Here is a 17,345-nt window from a genome sequence, read left to right as displayed (position 1 = left end):
CGCATCACCTCCAGGTCAACAGCTGGTTGAGTCCCCCGTCAACTCCTGAACCGCCCCGCTTCCGCCGACCGGAGACAGGCCCGCCGATGACCACGTCCGCGTCCTCACCCACGCCCGCGTCCGGGCCCGCGCCCACGCCCACCCTCCTCGTACTGGACGCCGAGCCCCTCCCCCGTCTGGGCCGGCTGACCGGCCGGGCCCGCGTCGAACACACCGACGCGGCGACGCTGGCCGAGCGGCTGCCGCACGCCGACGTCCTGCTGGTGTGGGACTTCACCTCGCACGCGGTGCGCGAGGCGTGGCCGGGCGGCGGGCCGCGTCCGCGCTGGGTGCACACGGCGAGCGCCGGGGTGGACCACCTGATGTGCCCGGAGCTGGCCGAATCGGACACGGTCGTGACCAACGCGCGCGGTGTCTTCGACCGGCCGATCGCCGAGTACGTCGCCGCGCTCGTGCTGGCGATGGCGAAGGACCTGCCGCGCACGCTGCGGCTCCAGGGCGAGCGGACCTGGCTCCACCGCGAGTCGATGCGGGTGGCCGGAACACGCGCCTGCGTGGTGGGCTCCGGACCGATCGGCCGGGCGATCGCGAGCACGCTGGAGGCGCTCGGCGTCACCACCGCGCTGGTCGGCCGCACCGCGCGCCCCGGCGTGCACGGCACCGGGGAGCTGGACCGGCTGCTGGCCGGGGCCGACTGGGTGGTGGCCGCGGCGCCGCTGACCGACGACACGCGCGGCATGTTCGACGCCCGGCGGTTCGGGCTCATGCGGCCCTCCGCGCGGTTCGTGAACATCGGGCGGGGCCCGCTGGTCGTCGAGGACGACCTGGTCGAGGCGCTGACCTCGCGCCGGATCGCGGGCGCCGCGCTGGACGTGCTGAACCACGAGCCACTGGCCCCGGACAGTGCGCTGTGGGCGGTGCCGGGGCTGATCGTCTCGCCGCACATGAGCGGGGACACGATCGGCTGGCGGGACGAACTGGGCGCCCAGTTCGTGGAGTTGTTCGAGAGCTGGTTGGCGGGCGGACCGCTGGCCAACGTGGTCGACAAGAAGCGTGGATACGTGCCCGGACACTGACGTCGCCGACGTCACCGACCCGCGGGAGGGTGCCGCATGACCGACCTCACCGAGCTGACCGCCGTACAGCTCGTCGACGGCTACCGCAAGGGTGCTTTCAGCCCCGTGGAGGCCACCCGGGCGGTGCTGGACCGGGCCGAGCGGATCCAGCCGGAGGTGAACGCCTTCGTCCGGCTGACCGGTGAGGAGGCGCTGGACCAGGCCCGGCGGGCCGAGGAGCGGTGGCGCCGCGGGGAGCCGTGCGGGCGTCTGGACGGGGTGCCGGTCACGGTGAAGGACATCCTGCTGACCCGCGGTCAGCCGACCCTGCGCGGCTCCCGGGCCGTCTCTCCGGACGGGCCCTGGGACGAGGACGCGCCCTCTGTCGCCAGGCTGCGCGAGCACGGCGCGGTGTTCGTCGGCAAGACGACGACGCCGGAGTACGGCTGGAAGGGCGTGACGGACTCGCCCCTGTCCGGCGTGACGCGCAATCCGCACGACCCCTCCCGTACCGCGGGGGGTTCCAGCGGGGGCGCCGCGGCGGCCGTGGCGCTCGGGGCGGGGCCGCTGGCGCTGGGCACGGACGGCGGCGGCAGTGTGCGCATCCCGGCGTCCTTCTGCGGCATCTTCGGCCTGAAACCGACGTACGGCCGGGTGCCGCTGTACCCGGCGAGCGCGTTCGGCACCCTCGCGCACGTCGGTCCGATGACCCGGGACGCGGCGGACGCGGCGCTGATGCTGGACGTCATCGGCACCCCGGACGCCCGGGACTGGTCGGCGCTGGGCCCGGCGCCCGGGGCGTACACGGAGGCCCTGTCGGGCGGGGTGCGCGGGCTGCGGGTGGCGTACTCGCCCTCGCTGGGCGGGCAGGTGGCGGTGCGTCCCGCGGCGGCCGGGGCGGTGCGGCGGGCGGTGGAGCGGCTGGCGGGGCTCGGCGCGTACGTGACGGAGGCCGACCCCGACTTCACGGACCCGGTGGACGCCTTCCACACGCTGTGGTTCAGCGGGGCGGCGCGGGTGGTGCAGCACCTGCGGGCGGGGCAGCGGGAGCTGCTGGACCCGGGGCTGCGGGAGATCGTGGCGGCGGGGGCGCGGTACTCGGCGCTGGACTATCTGGCGGCGGTGGACGTGCGGATGGAGCTGGGGCGGCGGATGGGCGTGTTCCATCAGGAGTACGACCTGCTGGTGACGCCGACCTTGCCGGTCACGGCGTTCGAGGCGGGGGTGGAAGTGCCGAAGGGGGCGGGGTATCGGCGGTGGACGGGGTGGACGCCGTTCACGTATCCGTTCAATCTGACGCAGCAGCCGGCGGGCACCGTGCCGGTGGGGGTGGACGGGGACGGGCTGCCCGTCGGGGTGCAGATCGTCGCGGCGCGGCATCGGGACGATCTGGTGTTGCGGGCTGCGCATGCGCTGTACGAGGCGGGGGCGGCGGGTACGTCGGCCGGGTAGTGACCGGCGTGGGGGGCGCAGGGGGCGCTGGCCGGCGCTGGCCGGGCGCCGCCTGCGCCCACCCGTGCCGCCCCAGCGGCACGACTGCCCGCAGGTGGGGGCGGGGCGGCACGACTGCCCGCAGCGGCGGCGGCTTGCCGCCTACGCCCTGCGGAAGCTGAGGGTCTCCCCCGCCGCTCCCGTGCGCCACAGGTCGTTGCAGGCTTCGGCCATGGCTTCCAGGCCCTCGGTGATGCGGCCCCAGACGGTGCCCGGGACCCAGCCGACGTCGCCGTTGAGGAGCAGGTTGTTGCGCTCGTAGAAGAGGGCGAGGTCGACGAGGGTGGTGCCGGGGCGGACCTCTCGGTCGTAGCCGTACGCCTTCGTGCCCAACTCGGCACCCGCGAAGGCGAAATAGCACAGGTCGCCCGGAATGGGCGTTACCGTCGGATTCTCCAGCGGTGGTTCGGATGTCGCGAAGGGCGGGAAGAGGGCGTAGATCTCGTTGCGGGCGTATTTGGCGTGGTACACGTCGCCGCCGAGAGGGAGCGCGTCCCAAACGGCCGCGCAGGTGATCGGGGCCCGGTCGTCGAGCAGTTGGGCCGTGCAGGTGATTCCGCGCTTGACCAGCGAGACTTCGATGTAGCGATCAGCCATACCCTCCATGGCAGTGCCCCGCGGCCCCCCGGTCAAGGGCGCCGGGCCGATGTATCGGACTGAAAAAGATCGGCATAACCCGTCCGCCATCGGGTAGCTGCGCGCCCATGGCTCCACCACACAGAACCCCTTCATGGGGTATATCCGACCAATGGTCCAGGACAGCCGGGCCCACTCGCCGGTCGCTGCTCGCGGGGGTCGCGGCGCTCGGCGCACTGGGGGCGGCCGGCTGCTCGCGGGTGGCCAGCGCATCCGACGTGGAGGGCGGTGACCTGCTCGGCAGGCTCCGGGCGCAGGGTGTGGCCCGGCTCGGCATCGCGGGTGAGATCCCCTTCGGGTACATCGACAAGAACGGCGAGCTGACCGGTGAGGCGCCGGAGCTGGCGAAGGTCGTCTTCAAGCGACTCGGAGTGGACCGGGTGCAGCCGGTGCCGACGGAGTTCGGCTCCCTGATCCCGGGGCTGGCCTCGCAGCAGTTCGACGTCGTGGCGGCCGGGATGTACATCAACCCCGACCGGTGCCAGCAGGTCATCTTCTCCGACCCGGACTACCAGATGCTCGACGCGTACATCGTGCGCAAGGGCAATCCGCTCGGGCTGCACAACTACGAGGACGTCGTCAAGAAGAAGGCCAAGTTCGCGACCGGCACCGGCTACGCCGAGATCGCCTACGCGGTGGAGCACGGGTACAAGGAGGACGACATCCTGATCGTCCCCGACCAGGTGGCCGGACTCAACGCCGTCGAGTCCGGGCGCGTGGACGTCTTCGCCGGTACGGCCCTGACGGTCCGCGAGGTGGTGAAGAAGTCCAGCAAAACGGAGGCCACCGAGGCGTTCGCCCCGGTCGTCGACGGCAAGCCGCACGTCGACGGCGGCGGTTTCGCCTTCCGCCCGGACGAGACCAACCTGCGGGACGCCTTCAACGTCGAGCTCCAGAAGCTCAAGAAGAGCGGCGAGCTGCTGCGCATCCTCAAGCCCTTCGGTTTCACCGAGAACGAGATGACCGATCTGACCGCGAAGGAGCTCTGCGGCGGATGACCTCGGGACTGTGGGAACTCGTACTCCAGGGCGTCTGGGTCACGGTCCAGCTGCTCTTCTTCAGCACCCTGCTCGCGGCGGGCGTCTCCTTCGTGGTCGGCATCGCGCGCAGCCACCGGCTGTGGATCGTCCGCTTCCTCGCGGGCTTCTACACCGAGGTGTTCCGCGGGACCTCCGCGCTGGTGATGATCTTCTGGGTCTTCTTCGTGCTGCCACCGGCCTTCGGCTGGCAGCTGGTGCCGATGTGGGCGGGCACGCTGGCGCTCGGCCTGACCTACGGGGCGTACGGCTCCGAGATCGTGCGCGGCGCGCTCGGCGCGGTCGACCCGGCGCAGAAGGAGGGCGGCATCGCCCTCAGCTTCACGCCCTGGCAGCGGATGAGGCTGATCCTGCTGCCGCAGGCGGTGCCGGAGATGATCCCGCCCTTCTCGAACCTGCTGATCGAGCTGCTCAAGGGCACCGCCCTGGTGTCGATCATGGGCATGGGCGACCTGGCCTTCAGCGGCAACCTGGTGCGCCTGGCGCTGCAGGAGAGCGCGGAGATCTACACGTACATCCTGCTGATCTACTTCGTGATCGCCTTCCTGCTCACGCGGGTGATGCGCGGCCTGGAGAAGAAGCTGAAGGCGGGCGTCGGCAAGGCGCCGCAGAAGAAGACGGCGGCGGCCGTGCAGGTGCCTGAGGGAAGTGGTGTGTCGTGAAATGGGACTGGAGCGCGGTCTCCGACTTCATGCCGCACTTCTGGGACGGCCTGCTGGTCACCCTTCAGATCCTGGTCCTCGGTTCGCTGGTCTCCTTCGGCCTCGGTCTGGTGTGGGCGCTGCTGATGCGGGTGCCCAGCCGCTGGGTGACCTGGCCGGTCGGTGTGGTCACCGAGTTCGTGCGCAACACCCCGCTGCTGGTGCAGCTGTTCTTCCTGTTCTACGTGCTGCCCGAGTGGAACATCACCTTCTCGGCGCTCACCACCGGTGTGGTCGCCATCGGGCTGCACTACTCGACGTACACGATGCAGGTCTACCGGGCCGGCATCGAGGGAGTGCCGGTCGGCCAGTGGGAGGCCGCGACGGCGCTGAACCTGCCGATGCGGCGGACGTGGACGGCGGTCATCCTGCCGCAGGCGATCCGCCGGGTGGCTCCCGCCCTCGGCAACTACGTGATCTCCATGCTGAAGGACACGCCGCTGCTGATGGCGATCACGGTGCTGGAGATGCTCGGCGAGGCGCGGCTGTTCTCGCAGCAGAACTTCCAGTTCACCGAGCCCCTGACGGTGATCGGCGTGGCCTTCATCGTCATCTCCTACCTGGCCTCCCTTGCCCTGCGAGCCCTGGAGCGACGCCTTGCCCACTGACACTCTCCCCAATCCCGAGAAGAGCCCCGAGCGCAGCTCCGGCGAGCTGATACGCCTGGAGCAGGTCACCAAGCGGTTCGGGGACAACACCGTCCTCGACCACCTGGACTTCTCCGTCGACGCCGGCAAGCACGTCACCCTGATCGGCCCGTCCGGGTCGGGCAAGACGACGATCCTGCGGCTGCTGATGACGCTCCTCAAGCCCGACGAGGGCACGATCACCGTGGACGGGCAGAAGCTCTTCCCGGCGACCGAGAAGGAGCGGCGCGAGGTCCGCAAGCAGATCGGTATGGTGTTCCAGCAGTTCAACCTGTTCCCGAACATGAGCGTCCTGCGCAACATCACCGAGGCGCCGGTCACGGTGCTCGGGATGTCCAAGGACGAGGCCGTGGAGCGGGCCAAGGGCCTGCTCGACATGGTGGGCCTGGCCGACAAGTGCGACGCCCGGCCGGCCCAGCTCTCCGGCGGCCAGCAGCAGCGGGTGGCGATCGCCCGGGCGCTGGCGATGCGCCCGAAGGTGCTGCTGCTCGACGAGGTGACCTCGGCGCTCGACCCGGAGCTGGTCGCGGGCGTCCTGGACCTGCTGCGGGACATCGCCCGCACCACGGACATCACCATGCTCTGTGTGACCCACGAGATGAACTTCGCCCGGGACATCTCGGACCAGGTCCTGATGTTCGACTCGGGCCGGGTCATCGAGGCCGGCGCGCCGGAGAAGATCTTCAGCGAGCCGGAGCACGACCGCACGCGGGAATTCCTCAGCGCGGTCCTGTAATCACGCGCCGTGACTGCCCCAACGTCCGAGGTCGGGACGTTGGGGCATTCCTCTGGCATATGCCACCGGGCCAGTGCCGCAGTTCGGAGCCCTGAAATCGGGCCAACACCCCCTCCCATCGGGCACCTTGGCGGCTATCGTGGACGCCATCCGCTGTCCGGACCGGGGGCACAGGCAGGGACAGGGGCAGGGCCCATCAGCGAGCGCAGGGGGAGACCACCGTGGCGCTGCAGCACAAGCCGACCGCGCCGCACCACTCGGCCCAGGACGCCCTGCGCGTCCTGGAGACGGTGACGCGGCACACCTCCGGTGTCACCGACACCGAGATCGCCCGCCTCAGCGGCCTCGACCGGGAGCGACTGACTCCGCTCCTGCGCATGCTGCGCCGCGAGGGCTACGTCGAGCAGACCGCCGACGGCACGTATGTCACCGGGGAGGCGCTGGCCCGCCTGGGCTCGGCCCACGGCCGGGAGCAGGCGCTGCGCGAGAAGCTCCAGCGCACCCTGGACCGGCTGCGCGACTCGGTGGGCGCCGCCGTCTACATCAGCCGGTACGTGGACGGCGAGGTCAGCGTCACCCAGTACGCCGACAGCCCGGCCACGCCCAAGGTGAACGAGTGGGTGGACTTCCGGGTCTCGGCGCACGCGACCGCCGTGGGCAAGAGCCTGCTGACCCAGCTGGACCACGCGGGCCGCCGCGACCACCTCGCCCGGCACAAGATGGCCCGCCTGACCTCGCGCACGATCACCAGCGACAGGCTGCTGCTGTCCCGGCTGGAGTCCCAGCCGCCCACCGTGCCGGTCCTGGACCTCCAGGAGTACGCGGTGGGCACGGTCTGCGCGGCCGTCCCGATCACCGCCGGCACCGCCGTGGGCTGCCTGGCCCTGTCGCTCCCGGTCGAGCACGCGCACCGGCTGCGCCGGGCCGCCGACGAGCTGAACCGCAGCGCGGCACCGGTGCTGCTGTCCATGGCGATCTAGGGGGCGTCGTTTGGATCAGGCCGGCTCCGGACAACGGTGCCTTGTGGCCTAGCCGAGCGAGGCCTGGTGCGTGCAGCTGCAAGGCGGAGGAGGGCGGCAACGCGGAGCGTTGACAACCGACGACAACGCCGCAGATGTGCGTGCCAGGCCCCGCGACCCCGGCAAGATCCAAACGACGCCCCCTAGCCCGTCCGGGGGTGGTCACGAGCACGGTCCGGGACCGGGTAGTATTTTCCTCGTCGTCGGCCGCGAAGAGCGGACGGCGGGAGTCATGCGCCGCTAGCTCAGTTGGTTAGAGCAGCTGACTCTTAATCAGCGGGTCCGGGGTTCGAGTCCCTGGCGGCGCACATCGGAAGGCCCCCCTCGCCCGGCGAGGGGGGCCTTCACTCGTTCCGTGCGGGCGGCGCCCCGGTCAGAAGGTGACGTCCGAGCAGGCGTAGAACGCGTTGCCCGTGTCGGCGACCGTCCACACCGCGAGGATGACGTGGTGCCCGCTCAGCCCGGACGGCAGCGTGCCGCTGTGGGAGAGGGTGGCCGGGGGCTGCTTGCCGCCGTAGGGCACCGTGAAGAACGGCGTGAGGTTGAGGTCGGACCGGGACAGGTTGTGGTTCTGGTTCCAGCCCGGCTTGGTGACGTAGTACTTGAAGTCGGTCGTGGCGTGCCGGGCGGTGAACTGCCAGCGGAAGGTGTAGCTCTGTCCGCCGTTCACCCGGGTGGTCGGCCACGCCTGGCCGTTCGGCTGCTTGGGGCTGTCGAGGGCGGCGAACGTCCCGTGGCCCGCGGAACAGATCTTTCCGTCGGCCGGACCGGAGGCGGGGAAGCCCTTGGGGCCCTCGACGCTCTGCGGCTCCCACTGGATGGCGCCGCACCCGCCGACCGTGCCGTTCTGGCACACCTTCTGCCGGCTGACGGGCAGGTCGGTGTAGCCGTGACCGCTGGCGCCGCCGGACGAGAGCACGAGGGCTCCGGTGGTCGCCATGCCCAGCGCGGCCGCGTACAACTTGGTCCTTGTGCGCATACTGCTGCTCCCTGTGACGTGTGGGGAAGTTCAGGGGAAGTTCAGTGAGCCGTGCAGGTCTAGACCAAGTTCAGATTATTGCCGGTAGTTGAACATGTCCATACCAAAGGCAGAACGCGCTGCCCGCCCGCACCGGGCAGCCGGACGGGTCACGCGCCGGTGTCTCCCCGCCCCGCGCAGAACGCCACCGTCAGGTCCTTCACCAGCACCTTGCGCTCGTAGTCGTCCAGTTCGACCAGTCCCCGCATGGTCAGCCGGGTCACCGTGTCCTCCACCGAGTCCACGACCGAGGTCAGCACGCTGGCCCGCTGCGCCGCGTCCAGCGCGGCGATCCGGCGCCGGTGCATCGCGGCGGCCACCTCGGGGGCGTACTCCACCCGGACCGGCCGCACCGAGAACACCTCCAGGCCGACCGGCGCCGCGTCCGCCGCCACCAGACGGGTCAGCGTGTCACCGGCCACGTCCGCCGAGCTGCGGACCGTGCCGAGCGGCTCCACCGGGACCCGGGCCAGCGCCGCCTCCACGCACTCGCGCAGATACGTCTCGTGGTCCTCGACGCCCAGCGTCGCCCGCACGGTGTCCCGCACCCGCCACACCACCAGCGTCACCGCCCTGAGCGCGACGCCGTTGCCGTCGGCCGCGGGCATCGGCTCGCTGCGCCAGTGCCGCAGCCGCACGTCCACCCGGCGGCGCAGCAGCAGCGGGTTCACCCACATCAGGCCGGTGCGCCGCACCGTCCCCCGGTAACGGCCGAACAGACCGAGCACCCAGGCCCGCCCGGTCCGCCCCCGGGCCAGCCCGCCGAACCCGAACATCCCCAGCGCCCCGGCCGCCGCGTACGCCGCCCACTGCGCGGGCCCGAGCCCGGCACCCGCGGACGCCGGCAGGCCCAGCGCCTGGGCCGCGAGCGGGGGTACGAGACCGGCCCACCAGGAGGTGGCCGCGCACCCGGCCACCCCGCACAGACCGGCGGCCACCCCCGCGGCGCCGGGCAGCACCCGGGCCGGACGTTCCGTCAGTTCCGGGTCGACCGACGGCGCCGGGCGCGGGCGGGCGTTGACGCGGCGCCGGGCCGCCGGCCGCTCGCCGGGCCGCTCCCCCGGGCCCGGACCCTGGCTCCGCGCGACGACCGCGGGCCGCAGCGGCACCGGCGCCGGGTCGGGGTCGTCGCGGAACAGCAGGTGGACGGGGATCTCGGTGGTGGCCTCGTTGTGGATGAGCCGGGCGGGCCGCGGACCGGCCTCCGGCGACGCGGGCCGGGCGGCGTCCGGCGCCACGGCCCGGGAGCCCCTCGCGGACTCCTCCGAGGTCCCGTCCGAAGGCTCCGCGGAACGTTCGGCCGAGGGCTGCGTGCAACGGTCCGCCGAAGGCTGCGTGGAACGGTCCGCCGAGGGCTCCGTGGAGAGTTCGGCCGAGGATGTCGTGTTCGTACTCATGCGTGCTCCAGCCTCCGCGCCAGACGCGTCATGAACGGGTGATCACCTGCTGGGCGCCGGTCACGAGAAGAGCCGCCGCCAGGTCTCCGGGCCCGGATAGCCGTCCGCCGCCCCGCCCCGCCAGCCCTGGGCGCGCTGGAAGGCCTGGACGCCCCGCCGGTCCGCCTCGCCCCAGCGCGGCCCCGGTCCCCTCGTGTAGTACGTGCCGAACCCCTTCCTCACCAACTGCCTGCCGAGCCGGGTGACGTACACGTTGTCGGCGCCCGGCCGGAACATGCCGCGCCCGGGGTACCCCGCCACCCCGTGCGAGGCGGGACCCGCGGCCGGCGCCGGTTCCTCCCGGGCACCGGCCTTGCCCGTCCCGCTCGCGGCGACCCCCTTGTAGCGGTACGGCAGGTACTTGGCGGAGTCGCTCCAGTAGGCGTACGGCGTGTCCAGCTTGCGGGTGTGCGGCGGGGTCTGCTCGTACGCGGTGTAGGCGGTGCGCGTGCCGTCCGTCCAGCCGCCGAAGATCACCACGTGGGAGCCCTTCTCCGGGTCGGACGCGTTGTGGAACAGCAGGATGTCGCCGGGCTGGAGCTCCGCCTTGGTGATGCGGTCGGCGACGGTGCCGAGGCTTCCGGTCCACTCGTTGGCGGGCAGCTTCCAGGCCATCGACACGAAGCCCGAGCAGTCCTGCCGGTAACCGTCGGACCAGTACGCGGTCAGGCTGTACGGGACCTTCGCCGCCACCCAGGTCTTGGCCCGGTCGAGGATCTCCGTGCGGGTGAGGGAGGCCAGTTCCGCACCGGCCGGGGGCGCCGCGGGCCGGCCGGTCGAACCGTGCAGCGGTGACCTGGGTCCCTGCGGGGTGCCGGGCTCGTCCCCGGCGGGGACACCCGGCCGGTGGGGCGCGTGGGCGGCCGCGGGGAGCGCCGCCGCCGGACCCGCGCCGAGGGCGGACACGGCGGTCGCGGAAGCGGCGGCGGTGGCCACGACCAGCGTGCGGTACGCCGCCGGATGGGCGAGCGCGCGGCCTGCCGGGGCATGCGGCAGGACACGCCGCCAGTGACGGCAGCCGGGACATTCGCAATCGCTCGCGGGATCGATTTCCTCGAATACGGGAGTCTCCATGCGATTCCCCTCACACTCCCGGTGAAAATGTCCGCGACGGCGCACTTCGGTACATGTCGGTCAGTTTCTCAACTGTCGTCTTCACTCGCATGTTGACGGTCCGAATGATGTACCCGGCCGCGACGCCCGTGCGCCGGGTGCGCCGGGCGGCGGTCCGGAGCACCGGTCGGCATCGGGTAGAGTTGCGCAGGTCAGCAGGCGCCGCTAGCTCAGTTGGTTAGAGCAGCTGACTCTTAATCAGCGGGTCCGGGGTTCGAGTCCCTGGCGGCGCACAGACGGTCGAAGGCCTCTCGTATCACACGAGGGGCCTTCGGTGCATTCGGTACCAGGACGTCTTGCGATCATGACGAACGCCGTAGAACCCTGGTCCGGCCGGGGGCCGGGGGCGGAGGGGATGCCGAGGGGGGCATCATGCAACCGGGGGTCGCCATTCCATGTCTATATGGTGTGCATGCCGTGGTGACCGTGACCCACCACTGAGGCGTTCGCGAGGTCGAGGGGGACCGGAGCGGGCGAAGGAAGCGACGAAACACGCATGACCCGCGTGTGGGGGGATGACTCATGACGTCGACGCCGACGGGCGCCGGGCGGGACCACGACCCGTCCGAGACCACCCAGCTCAGGGTGCCCGGGCACCGGAACTGGAACACCGGTTCGTTCCGCCGGATAAAGAAGACGCTGCCGAAGTACGACTACGAGCACTACAGCCGCCTCGCGGGCCCCCTCACCCAGCCCGACCCGAACAAGCCGTACCGGGTGCAGTACCGCTCGCTGATATCGCAGGAGCCGCACCGCGTCCGGGTCGCCCTGATGCTGGCCGCCGCCCCGCTGCTGTCGGTGGTGCTGCTGGTGTGGCTGCTCCAGCCGGAGCACTGGACCGAGCGCGACTACCCGGCCTTCTCCTGGCTGCCCGCGCTCGACATCGTGATGCTCGTGGCGATCGGCCTGATCGAGCTGTTCCGCTGCCTCAACGTGCTGTCGAACGCGCACGCCACCCTGGTCGCCCGCGACCCGGTCCCGGTGGTGCCCGAGACCGGCACCAGGGTCGCCTTCCTCACCTCCTTCGTGCCCGGCAAGGAGCCGCTGGAGATGGTGACGAAGACCCTGGAGGCGGCCGTGAAGATCCGCCACCGCGGCCTGATGCACGTCTGGCTCCTCGACGAGGGCGACGACCCGGAGGTGAAGGAGGTGTGCGCGCGCCTGGGCGTGCACCACTTCTCCCGCAAGGGCGTCTCGAAGTGGAACCGGAAGAAGGGCCCTCACCGCGCCAAGACCAAGCACGGCAACTACAACGCCTGGCTCGAGGCGCACGGCGACGACTACGACTTCTTCGCCTCCGTCGACACCGACCACGTGCCGCTGCCCAACTACCTGGAGCGGATGCTCGGCTTCTTCCGCGACCCTGACGTCGGCTTCGTCATCGGCCCGCAGGTCTACGGCAACTACGACAACCCGATCACCAAGGCCGCCGAGTCGCAGCAGTTCCTCTTCCACGCGCTGATCCAGCGCGCCGGCAACCGCTACGGCGGGCCGATGTTCGTGGGCACGTCCAACGCGGTGCGCATCAGGGCGCTCAAGCAGATCGGCGGCCTGTACGACTCGATCACCGAGGACATGGCGACCGGGTTCGAGATGCACCGCCACAAGAACCCGGCCACCGGCCGCAAGTGGCGCTCGGTCTACACCCCGGACGTGCTCGCGGTGGGCGAGGGCCCGAACGCCTGGACGGACTTCTTCACCCAGCAGATGCGCTGGTCGCGGGGGACCTACGAGACGATCCTCAAGCAGTACTGGAAGGGCTGGTACTCGCTCCCGCCGAGCAAGCTCTTCAACTACACGATGATGATCATCTTCTATCCGATGTCGGCCCTGAACTGGATCCTGGCGGCGCTGAGCTGCTGCCTGTTCCTGGGCCTCGGCGCCTCCGGCGTCAACATCGACCCGGCGGTCTGGCTGATGCTCTACGGCAACGCCTCCGCGCTCCAGATCGGCCTGTACGTCTGGAACCGCCGCCACAACGTCTCCCCGCACGAGCCCGAGGGCTCCGGCGGCGTGGCCGGCATGATCATGTCCGCGCTGTCGGCGCCGCTGTACGCCAAGGCGCTCATCGACTCCGTGCTGCGCCGCAAGAGCAAGTTCGTGGTGACCCCGAAGGGCGACTCGGCCAGCCCGGACACCCTGTTCGGGACCTTCCGGTACCACTGGTACTTCATCGTGATCTTCGCCGGTTCGATCGCCGCCGGCGTCGTCCTCGGCCACTCGCACCCCGCGATGATCATCTGGGCGACCTTCGCGCTGCTGATCACCGCGTCGCCGATGTTCGCCTGGCGCCACGAGTTGCGGAAGGCGAAGAAGCAACCGCCGGTCGCGGCGGCGGAACCCGCGCCCCGGGTCCCGCCGCAGCAGCCCGCGCCCGGACCGGCGTACCCGCCCCACGGGCAGCAGCCCGCGCCGTACGGACAGCAGCAGGCGCCGTACGGACAGCAGGCGCCGCAGCAGACGCCCGACTGGGCCGCCTCCGCCGACGGGGGCAACGACCAGACCATGCAGATCGCCCTTGGTGGACTTGGGGGACGTAAGGAATGAAAGACCGTGCCGGCCGCCGCCGCGCCCGTCGCTTCGCGATAGGTACGGCGGTGGTAGTCGCGCTGGCCGGGATGAACGGGCCGTGGCTCTACCGCTTCGGGACCGAGAAATACCACCAGTACAAGATCAATCAGCCGGAGTACAAGGCCGCCAACGGCAAGTGGGAGATCATCGAGTTTCCCGAGAAGTACCGGCAGAACACCATCCACGCGGCGCTGCTGCGCACCGGCAAGGTGCTGCTGGTCGCCGGGTCGGGCAACAACCAGGACAACTCCGACGCCAAGCAGTACGACACCCGGATCTGGGACCCCGTCAAGGGGACCGTCAAGAAGGTGCCGACACCGTCCGACCTGTTCTGCACCGGACACACGCAGCTCGCCAACGGCAATCTGCTGATCGCGGGCGGCACCAAGCGGTACGAGAAGCTCAAGGGCGACGTCACCAAGGCCGGCGGCCTGATGGTCGTCCACAACGAGAACCCGGACAAGCCGATCACCCTCCCGGCGGGCACCCGGTTCACCGGCAAGGAGAACCACAAGACCTTCGTGTCCAAGGACCCGGTCCTGGTGCCCCGCGCCGAGAAGGTCTTCGACAAGGCGACCGGGAAGTTCCTGCGCAACGACCCGGGCCTCGGCCGGATCTACGTCGAGGCGCAGAAGAGCGGCAGCGAGTACGAGACGGGCACCGAGGACAACTACCGCATCCAGGGCCTGTCGGGTGCCGACGCCCGCAACACGTACGGCATCGCGCAGAAGCTCGCCCTCGACAAGAAGGACTTCCAGGGCATCCGGGACGCCTTCGAGTTCGACCCGGTCGCCGAGAAGTACATCAAGGTCGACCCGATGCACGAGGCCCGCTGGTACCCGACGCTCACCACCCTGAGCGACGGCAAGATCCTCAGCGTCTCCGGCCTCGACGACATCGGCCAGCTGGTCCCGGGCAAGAACGAGATCTACGACCCGAAGACCAAGGAGTGGACCTACACCGACAAGATCCGCCAGTTCCCGACCTACCCGGCGCTGTTCCTGATGGACAACGGCAAGATCTTCTACTCGGGTGCGAACGCCGGCTACGGCCCCGACGACGTGGGCCGCGACCCGGGCATCTGGGACGTGGAGACCAACAAGTTCACCAAGATCCCCGGCATGAGCGACGCGAACATGCTGGAGACGGCGAACACGGTGCTGCTGCCTCCGGCGCAGGACGAGAAGTACATGGTGATCGGCGGCGGCGGGGTCGGCGAGTCCAAACTGTCCAGCGAGAAGACCCGGATCGTCGACCTCAAGGCGGACGACCCGAGGTTCGTGGACGGGCCGTCACTGGAGAAGGGCACGCGCTATCCGCAGGCCTCGGTCCTGCCGGACGACAGCGTGCTGGTCTCCGGCGGCTCGGAGGACTACCGGGGGCGCAGCGACTCCAACATCCTCCAGGCGCGGCTGTACCACCCCGGCACGAACTCCTTCGAGCGGGTCGCCGATCCGCTGGTGGGCCGCAACTACCACTCCGGTTCGATCCTGCTGCCCGACGGGCGCCTGATGTTCTTCGGCTCGGACTCGCTCTACGCCGACAAGGCCAACACCAAGCCGGGCAAGTTCGAGCAGCGCATCGAGATCTACACGCCGCCGTATCTGTACCGGGACTCGCGGCCCGACCTGTCGGGTGGCCCGCAGACCATCGAGCGCGGCGGGTCGGGCACGTTCACGTCACGGGCGGCGTCCACGGTCAAGAAGGTGCGGCTGATCCGGCCGAGCGCGTCGACCCACGTCACGGACGTGGATCAGCGGTCCGTCGCGCTGGACTTCAAGGCGGACGGGGACAAGCTGACGGTGACGGTGCCGAGCAGTAGGAACGTGGTTCCTTCGGGGTGGTACATGCTGTTCGTGACGGACGGGGAGGGGACGCCGAGCAAGGCGGAGTGGGTGCGGGTGCCGTAGCGCTCCCGCAGGTTGCGACCAAGGGTGCGGGAGCGCTGTGGCTTGTCGCGCGCACGCGGCGGTAGCCGCACATGTCACAGCCCCGCGCCCCTGGGTTTCTTATCCTTGCGCCAGTTCCAAGGCGTACTCGGGGTACCACTCCCCCGCCTTCGGGCCGCCCTTGCACTCGCCGTCGGACTCCCCGGGGCGCTTGACCCACAGGTAGGCGTCCACGAGGGGGTCCGACGTCTTCGTCGTCGGGGCTTCGCCGAGGGCCCGGCCCGGGGGGTTGCACCAGCGTTCGTCCGGGGCGCCCTCGTCGTAGGGGCCGTTGCCGTTGCGGCTGGTGTCGATGACGAAGTGCTTGCCGCCCACCTTGGCGGAGAGCTGCTTGCCGTAGGCGAGGGAGTCCTCGGTGGTGTAGAAGTTCGAGACGTTGACCGCGAAGCCGTCGGCCCGGTCGATGCCGGCCCGCTTCAGGGGCTCGAAGATCTGGTCGGGGTGGCCCCAGCCGGCGTTGCCCGCGTCCAGGTACACCTTGGTGTTCTTCAGGGCGGTGAGCTTCTCGATCGCGCCCTTGAGGAGGTCGTAGCGCTCCTCGTGGAACTCCTGCGGGGTGCAGCCGTCGACGAGGTGGAGCACGGCGTCCGGTTCGAGTACGACGGTGGCGGCGCGGTCGCCGATGCCCTTGGCGACGCCGTCCACGAAGGAGCGGTAGGCGTTGCCGTCCGCGGCACCGCCCCCGGAGTACTGGCCGCAGTCGCGGTGCGGGATGTTGTAGAGGACGAGCAGCGCGGTGCGGCCGGCCTCGTCGGCGGCCTCGGTGAAGCCGCGGGCCTGTTCCTCGGGGTTCTCCGGGCTGATCCACTCGCCGGTCGGCTGCTGGGCGATCCTGCGGATCTGTTCGGCCTGGTTCTTCTTGCCGTCCTCGGTGAGGGAGGCCACCTGCTGGGCCGCGGTGCCGTCGGGGTTGACCCAGAACGGGTCGGCCTCCTTGGGCTGCTGCGTGATCCCGGCACCCGCGCCCTTGCCGTCCCCGTCACCGTCCCCGGACGAGGAGCAGCCCGCGAGCAGCAGGGCCGCCGCCCCGAGCACCGCCGCCGACGCAGCCCGCCTCCTGGACATGTTTCCGGCCGGCTTGCTGCCGTACATCCAACCCCCCTGGGTGCACTGTTCCGAGGCTCAATCCTGACATACGCCTCCGCTGCCCACGCGGTTCCCGGACGCCGGGACCGGGGCTGTGCTAGAGGGCGGTCCCGGGTCAGGACTGGAGGCGGTTCCGGTCAGGGCTGGGGGGCGGTCCCGGTCAGGTAGGCGGAGACGACGACGTTGGCCGTGTAGCTGCCGGTGGTGCGGTCGAAGGTGCCGCCGCAGGTGATGAGGCGCAGCTCGGAGCGGCTCGTGTCGCGGGGTCCGAAGGCCTGCTGGGCGTCGAAGCCGTCGCGGGTGAGGACCTGGACGTCGTCGACGGTGAACTCGGCGGTCCCGTCGCCGTCGCGGACCACGCGGATCGTCTCGCCGGGTTCCAGGGTGCTGAGTTCGTAGAAGACGGCGGGCCGGGTCTCGGTGTCGACGTGACCGACCATCAGGGCGGTCCCGGCCGCTCCCGGGGTGACGCCGGCCGCGTACCAGCCGACGGAGCCGGGCTGGTCGAAGGGCGGTGGTTCGATCGCGCCCTTGGCGTCGAGGCCGCGGGCGACGACGGGGGCCTCGATGCCGAGTTCGGGGACGTCGAGCCGCTGCGGCCGGGCCTCGCCGAGGGGTGCGTGGGCCGGGGGGAGCGGGACGTCGGGGGGCCGGCCGGCGGCCGCCATGTCGCCGGTGGCCGGCCGGGAGATGCCCTCGCGCACGTCGGTGGCCTCGCGGCCCCACAGCCACAGCCCGAGGAGCAGCACCACCCAGGCGATGCCGGTCACCAGACGGCCACCGCCACCGGAGGCGGCGGTGCCGGGCGCGGCGGCCGGGGCGGTGTCCTGCGTGTCCTGTCCGGACATGG

15 protein-coding genes and 2 tRNA genes are annotated in these 17,345 nt (G+C 70.9%); 11 read left to right on the top strand and 6 right to left on the bottom strand.

Annotated elements, in window-relative coordinates; translation table 11 throughout:
• Positions 1-86: 86 nt before the first annotated feature.
• Entirely contained in the window at positions 87-1,076 is a 990-nt protein-coding gene (locus OHA99_RS23655) for a D-2-hydroxyacid dehydrogenase (protein WP_405697679.1), read from the top strand.
• A gap of 36 nt (positions 1,077-1,112) precedes the next feature.
• Positions 1,113-2,507 (top strand): amidase, encoded by a 1,395-nt coding sequence (locus OHA99_RS23650; RefSeq protein ID WP_405697677.1) that lies wholly within the window; start codon positions 1,113-1,115, stop codon positions 2,505-2,507.
• A 141-nt stretch (positions 2,508-2,648) separates the two neighbouring features.
• Here OHA99_RS23650 and OHA99_RS23645 read toward each other — a convergent pair whose 3' ends face one another.
• On the bottom strand, positions 2,649-3,143 hold the full coding sequence (locus OHA99_RS23645) for a DUF3830 family protein (RefSeq protein WP_161379005.1): 495 nt from the start codon (positions 3,141-3,143) through the stop codon (positions 2,649-2,651).
• Positions 3,144-3,250: 107 nt separating this feature from the next.
• Between OHA99_RS23645 and ehuB the strand changes: the two genes are divergently transcribed.
• The 6 genes from ehuB to OHA99_RS23615 all read left to right on the top strand — a co-directional run bounded on the left by ehuB (position 3,251) and on the right by OHA99_RS23615 (position 7,630).
• On the top strand, positions 3,251-4,180 hold the full coding sequence (gene ehuB, locus OHA99_RS23640; protein ID WP_153179697.1) for an ectoine/hydroxyectoine ABC transporter substrate-binding protein EhuB: 930 nt from the start codon (positions 3,251-3,253) through the stop codon (positions 4,178-4,180).
• Positions 4,177-4,881, top strand: a complete 705-nt coding sequence (gene ehuC / locus OHA99_RS23635) for an ectoine/hydroxyectoine ABC transporter permease subunit EhuC (protein WP_153179696.1) — start codon at positions 4,177-4,179, stop codon at positions 4,879-4,881. The genes ehuB and ehuC overlap by 4 nt, the downstream gene beginning before the upstream one ends.
• The gene (gene ehuD / locus OHA99_RS23630; protein ID WP_007449893.1) at positions 4,878-5,528 is read left to right on the top strand and encodes an ectoine/hydroxyectoine ABC transporter permease subunit EhuD; all 651 of its coding nucleotides are present in this window, start codon (positions 4,878-4,880) and stop codon (positions 5,526-5,528) included. Before ehuC ends, ehuD begins: the two co-directional genes overlap by 4 nt.
• On the top strand, positions 5,518-6,303 hold the full coding sequence (gene ehuA, locus OHA99_RS23625; RefSeq protein ID WP_007449894.1) for an ectoine/hydroxyectoine ABC transporter ATP-binding protein EhuA: 786 nt from the start codon (positions 5,518-5,520) through the stop codon (positions 6,301-6,303). Before ehuD ends, ehuA begins: the two co-directional genes overlap by 11 nt.
• Before the next feature lie 221 nt (positions 6,304-6,524).
• Positions 6,525-7,283, top strand: a complete 759-nt coding sequence (locus OHA99_RS23620) for an IclR family transcriptional regulator (RefSeq protein WP_153179695.1) — start codon at positions 6,525-6,527, stop codon at positions 7,281-7,283.
• Positions 7,284-7,556: 273 nt separating this feature from the next.
• Positions 7,557-7,630: transfer RNA gene (locus tag OHA99_RS23615), tRNA-Lys, on the top strand.
• Between the two features lie 65 nt (positions 7,631-7,695).
• On the opposite strand, the gene OHA99_RS23610 is transcribed toward OHA99_RS23615, so the two are convergent.
• The 3 genes from OHA99_RS23610 to OHA99_RS23600 all read right to left on the bottom strand — a co-directional run bounded on the left by OHA99_RS23610 (position 7,696) and on the right by OHA99_RS23600 (position 10,850).
• Positions 7,696-8,301: a lytic polysaccharide monooxygenase gene (locus tag OHA99_RS23610; RefSeq protein ID WP_153179694.1), complete on the bottom strand. Its 606-nt coding sequence runs from the start codon at positions 8,299-8,301 to the stop codon at positions 7,696-7,698.
• A gap of 149 nt (positions 8,302-8,450) precedes the next feature.
• The gene (locus tag OHA99_RS23605; protein ID WP_405697673.1) at positions 8,451-9,737 is read right to left on the bottom strand and encodes an SPFH domain-containing protein; all 1,287 of its coding nucleotides are present in this window, start codon (positions 9,735-9,737) and stop codon (positions 8,451-8,453) included.
• 60 nt (positions 9,738-9,797) lie between these two features.
• Complete coding sequence (locus OHA99_RS23600; RefSeq protein WP_153179692.1) at positions 9,798-10,850, bottom strand: peptidoglycan-binding protein; 1,053 nt, start codon at positions 10,848-10,850, stop codon at positions 9,798-9,800.
• Between the two features lie 198 nt (positions 10,851-11,048).
• Between OHA99_RS23600 and OHA99_RS23595 the strand changes: the two genes are divergently transcribed.
• The 3 genes from OHA99_RS23595 to OHA99_RS23585 all read left to right on the top strand — a co-directional run bounded on the left by OHA99_RS23595 (position 11,049) and on the right by OHA99_RS23585 (position 15,370).
• Positions 11,049-11,122, top strand: a tRNA-Lys gene (locus OHA99_RS23595).
• Positions 11,123-11,411: 289 nt separating this feature from the next.
• Positions 11,412-13,436, top strand: a complete 2,025-nt coding sequence (locus tag OHA99_RS23590) for a glycosyltransferase family 2 protein (protein ID WP_164384600.1) — start codon at positions 11,412-11,414, stop codon at positions 13,434-13,436.
• Positions 13,433-15,370 (top strand): galactose oxidase-like domain-containing protein, encoded by a 1,938-nt coding sequence (locus tag OHA99_RS23585; RefSeq protein WP_405697670.1) that lies wholly within the window; start codon positions 13,433-13,435, stop codon positions 15,368-15,370. Before OHA99_RS23590 ends, OHA99_RS23585 begins: the two co-directional genes overlap by 4 nt.
• Before the next feature lie 99 nt (positions 15,371-15,469).
• Here OHA99_RS23585 and OHA99_RS23580 read toward each other — a convergent pair whose 3' ends face one another.
• Both OHA99_RS23580 and OHA99_RS23575 read right to left on the bottom strand, forming a co-directional pair.
• Positions 15,470-16,501 carry a glycoside hydrolase family 6 protein gene (locus OHA99_RS23580; RefSeq protein ID WP_405697668.1) on the bottom strand — a complete coding sequence of 344 codons (1,032 nt, stop codon included), beginning with the start codon at positions 16,499-16,501 and terminating at the stop codon, positions 15,470-15,472.
• Positions 16,502-16,632: 131 nt separating this feature from the next.
• The gene (locus tag OHA99_RS23575; protein WP_405697666.1) at positions 16,633-17,343 is read right to left on the bottom strand and encodes a class F sortase; all 711 of its coding nucleotides are present in this window, start codon (positions 17,341-17,343) and stop codon (positions 16,633-16,635) included.
• Between the last annotated feature and the right edge of the window lie 2 nt (positions 17,344-17,345).

Source organism: Streptomyces coelicoflavus, from assembly GCF_045041415.1.
GTDB lineage: Bacteria > Actinomycetota > Actinomycetes > Streptomycetales > Streptomycetaceae > Streptomyces > Streptomyces coelicoflavus.
The sequence above is the reverse complement of the archived record's forward strand: the minus strand, read 5'-3'. Positions and strand labels throughout refer to the sequence as shown.